This window comes from Geodermatophilus sp. SYSU D00663 (genome assembly GCF_054050655.1).
In genome coordinates, this window is record NZ_JBJGZT010000054.1 from 1 (window position 1) to 3005 (window position 3005).

A 3005-nucleotide genomic window follows, 5' to 3' on the forward strand; every position below is an offset into this window, starting at 1 on the left:
GGGCCCGGTCAGCAGCTGACCGGGCCCGTGGCCGTCCGTGGCCCCCTCGCAGGGTCCCGCCGCGAGCGGCGGGGGACGAGGGGTCCTCCCTCACCCGAAGCGGCCGGAGATGTAGTCCTCGGTCGCCTTCTGGTCGGGGTTGCTGAAGATCTTCTCGGTCGGGTTGAACTCGATGAGCCGGCCGGGCTGGCCCACGCCGTTGAGGTTGAAGAACCCGGTGGACTGGCTCACCCGCGCCGCCTGCTGCATGTTGTGCGTGACGATGACGATGGTGAACCGCTCCTTGAGCTCGGTCATCAGGTCCTCGATGGCCAGCGTGGAGATCGGGTCCAGGGCCGAGCAGGGCTCGTCCATGAGCAGCACGTCGGGCTCGACGGCGATCGCGCGGGCGATGCACAGCCGCTGCTGCTGACCGCCCGACAGGCCCGAGCCGGGGCGGCCCAGCCGGTCCTTGACCTCGTCCCACAGGTTGGCGCCGCGTAGCGAGCGCTCGACCAGCTCGTCGGTCTCGGCCTTCTTCATCCGCTTGTTGTTGAGCCGGTTGCCGGCGATGACGTTGTCGTAGATGGACATCGTCGGGAACGGGTTGGGCCGCTGGAAGACCATGCCGATCTGCCGGCGGACGTCGACCGGGTCGGTGTCGGCGCCGTAGAGGTCCTGGCCGTCCATGACGACCTTGCCCTCGACGCGGGCACCGGGGATGACCTCGTGCATGCGGTTGAGCGAGCGCAGGAAGGTCGACTTCCCGCAGCCCGACGGCCCGATCAGCGCGGTGATGCTGCGCGGCTCGATGGAGACGTTCACGCCCTCCACGGCCAGGAAGTTGCCGTAGTAGATGTTGAGGTCGGAGACCTCGATGCGCTTGGCCACGGGGGGATCCTCCGGGTCGGGGTCGGTCAGCGACCGGTCTTGGGGGCGAAGAAGCGGCTGATCAGGCGGGCCACGACGTTGAGGACCATCACCAGGATGATGAGGACGAGTGCCGCCGTCCAGGCCCGGTCGAGGAACGCCTGGGTGTCGGTACCCGGCTGCGTGAGCTGGTAGTAGGCGAAGACCGGCAGCGTCGCCATGCGCCCGTCGAACGGGTTGAGGTTCGTGCCGGTGATCAGGCCGACGGTGATGAGCAGTGGCGCGGTCTCGCCGATCACGCGCGCCACGGCGAGGGTGATGCCGGTGCCGAGGCCGGCGACGGCGGTCGGCAGGACGACCTTGACGATCGTCCGCCACTTGGGCACGCCCAGGGCGTAGCTGGCCTCCCGCAGCTCGTTGGGGACGAGCTTGAGGACCTCCTCGCAGGAGCGGACGACGACCGGGATCATGAGCACCGAGAGGGCCGCGGACCCCATGAGGCCGAGCCGGACGTCGTTGCCGAACAGCAGCGTGAACAGCGCGAAGGCGAACAGGCCGGCGACGATCGACGGGATGCCGGTCATGACGTCGACGAAGAAGGTGATCGCCTTCTTCAGCCGGCCGGTGCCGTACTCGACGAGGTAGATGGCGGTCAGCAGGCCGATCGGCACCGAGATCACCGCGGTCACCGCGGTGATGACCAGCGTGCCGAAGATGGCGTGGTAGGCGCCGCCGCCCTCGCCCACGACCCGGAACATCGAGTTGGTGAAGAAGGCGGCGTCGAAGCGCGCCAGGCCCTTCTCGAGCACCGTGTAGACCAGCGACACCAGCGGGATCATCGCGATCGCGAAGGCCGTGGTCACCAGCGCGGTGACGAGCCGGTCGGAGGCCTTGCGTGACCCCTCGACGACCCGGGACCCGACGTACACGGCCAGCGTGCCCAGGACGGCGCCGTAGATGACGGTGAGCGCGACGCTGAACCCGGTGAGCGCCGACAGCAGCGCCCCGACCGCGATCCCGGCGGCGTAGAGCCCCAGCGGGGCGAACCGCGGGAGGCGGGAGCGGCGGGGGACCGGGCCGGACGGCTCCGGGGCGACCTGCAGCGTCGACTGCGTGGAGGTGCTCATCAGTTGGCTCCGGAGAAGTCGGCGCGCCGGTTGACGATCCAGCGGGCGAGCATGTTGACCGCGAGGGTGATGACGAACAGCACCAGGCCGCTGGCGATCAGGGTGTTGATCCCCAGGCCGGTGGCCTCGGGGAAGCGCAGGGCGATGTTCGACGCGATGGTCGAGGGGTTCGAGCTGCTGATCAGGTTGAGCGTGGCGCCGGCGCCGCCGGACAGCACGATGGCCACCGCCATCGTCTCGCCGAGCGCGCGGCCCAGGCCCAGCATCGCGCCGGCGATGACGCCGGACTTGCCGTAGGGCAGCACCGCCATCTTGATCATCTCCCAGCGCGTGGCGCCGAGGGCGAGCGCGGCCTCGCGGTGCAGGGCCGGGGCCTGGCTGAACACCTCGCGGGAGATGGCCGAGATGATCGGCAGGATCATGACCGCGAGCACCAGGCCGACGGTGAACATCGTGCGGCCGCTGGTGGAGGCCGGGCCCGCGAAGAACGGGAGCCAGCCCAGGTCGTCCGCGGCCCAGACGTGGAACGGGACCAGCGCCGGCGCGAGGACCGCGAGCCCCCAGAAGCCGTAGACGACGCTCGGGATGGCCGCGAGCAGGTCGATCACGTACCCGAGGCCGGCCGCGATGCGGCGGGGCGCGTAGTAGGTGACGAAGAGCGCGATGCCCACCGCCAGCGGCGTGGCCACGATCAGGGCGAGGACGGCGCCGAGGAGCGTGCCGAGGATGAGCGGGCCGATGTAGGCGGCCAGGCCCTCGCCGCCCGGGATGTCCTCCGCCGGCGCGGTGAGGGCGGGGATCGCCTCGCTGATGAGGAAGGCGGCCACGCCCGCGAGCACGAGCAGGATGAAGATGCCGGAGCCCTTGGCGCTGCCGGCGAAGATGCGGTCCCCCGCCCGGCGCACGACGCGCTGCTGCGACGGGGGTGGGGTGGGGGCCTTCGTGGCGGTCACCGTTGCTCCGGGTGGTCGATCGGCGGTGCGGGGAGCCCGTCTCCGGGCGGGGCGGTGGCCCGGGGCGTCGGCCGAC

Annotated in this window: 3 protein-coding genes; all 3 read right to left on the minus strand. The window is 70.9% G+C overall.

What is annotated here, in order from left to right; genetic code table 11:
* Positions 1–90 precede the first annotated feature (90 nt).
* From pstB to pstC, 3 genes are read right to left on the minus strand one after another with little or no spacing between them, the layout of a single operon-like run.
* Positions 91–870 (minus strand): phosphate ABC transporter ATP-binding protein PstB, encoded by a 780-nt coding sequence (gene pstB / locus ACI79Z_RS22785; RefSeq protein WP_387988334.1) that lies wholly within the window; start codon positions 868–870, stop codon positions 91–93.
* Positions 871–896: 26 nt separating this feature from the next.
* Complete coding sequence (pstA, locus tag ACI79Z_RS22790) at positions 897–1976, minus strand: phosphate ABC transporter permease PstA (protein WP_387988335.1); 1080 nt, start codon at positions 1974–1976, stop codon at positions 897–899.
* Positions 1976–2929: a phosphate ABC transporter permease subunit PstC gene (pstC, locus tag ACI79Z_RS22795; protein ID WP_387988336.1), complete on the minus strand. Its 954-nt coding sequence runs from the start codon at positions 2927–2929 to the stop codon at positions 1976–1978. The genes pstA and pstC overlap by 1 nt, the downstream gene beginning before the upstream one ends.
* Positions 2930–3005: the final 76 nt, after the last annotated feature.

Excerpts from the sequence above, each read along its gene's own strand:
- pstA (WP_387988335.1), bottom strand. The coding sequence starts at position 1,976 with ATGAGCACCTCCACGCAGTCGACGCTGCAGGTCGCCCCGGAGCCGTCC.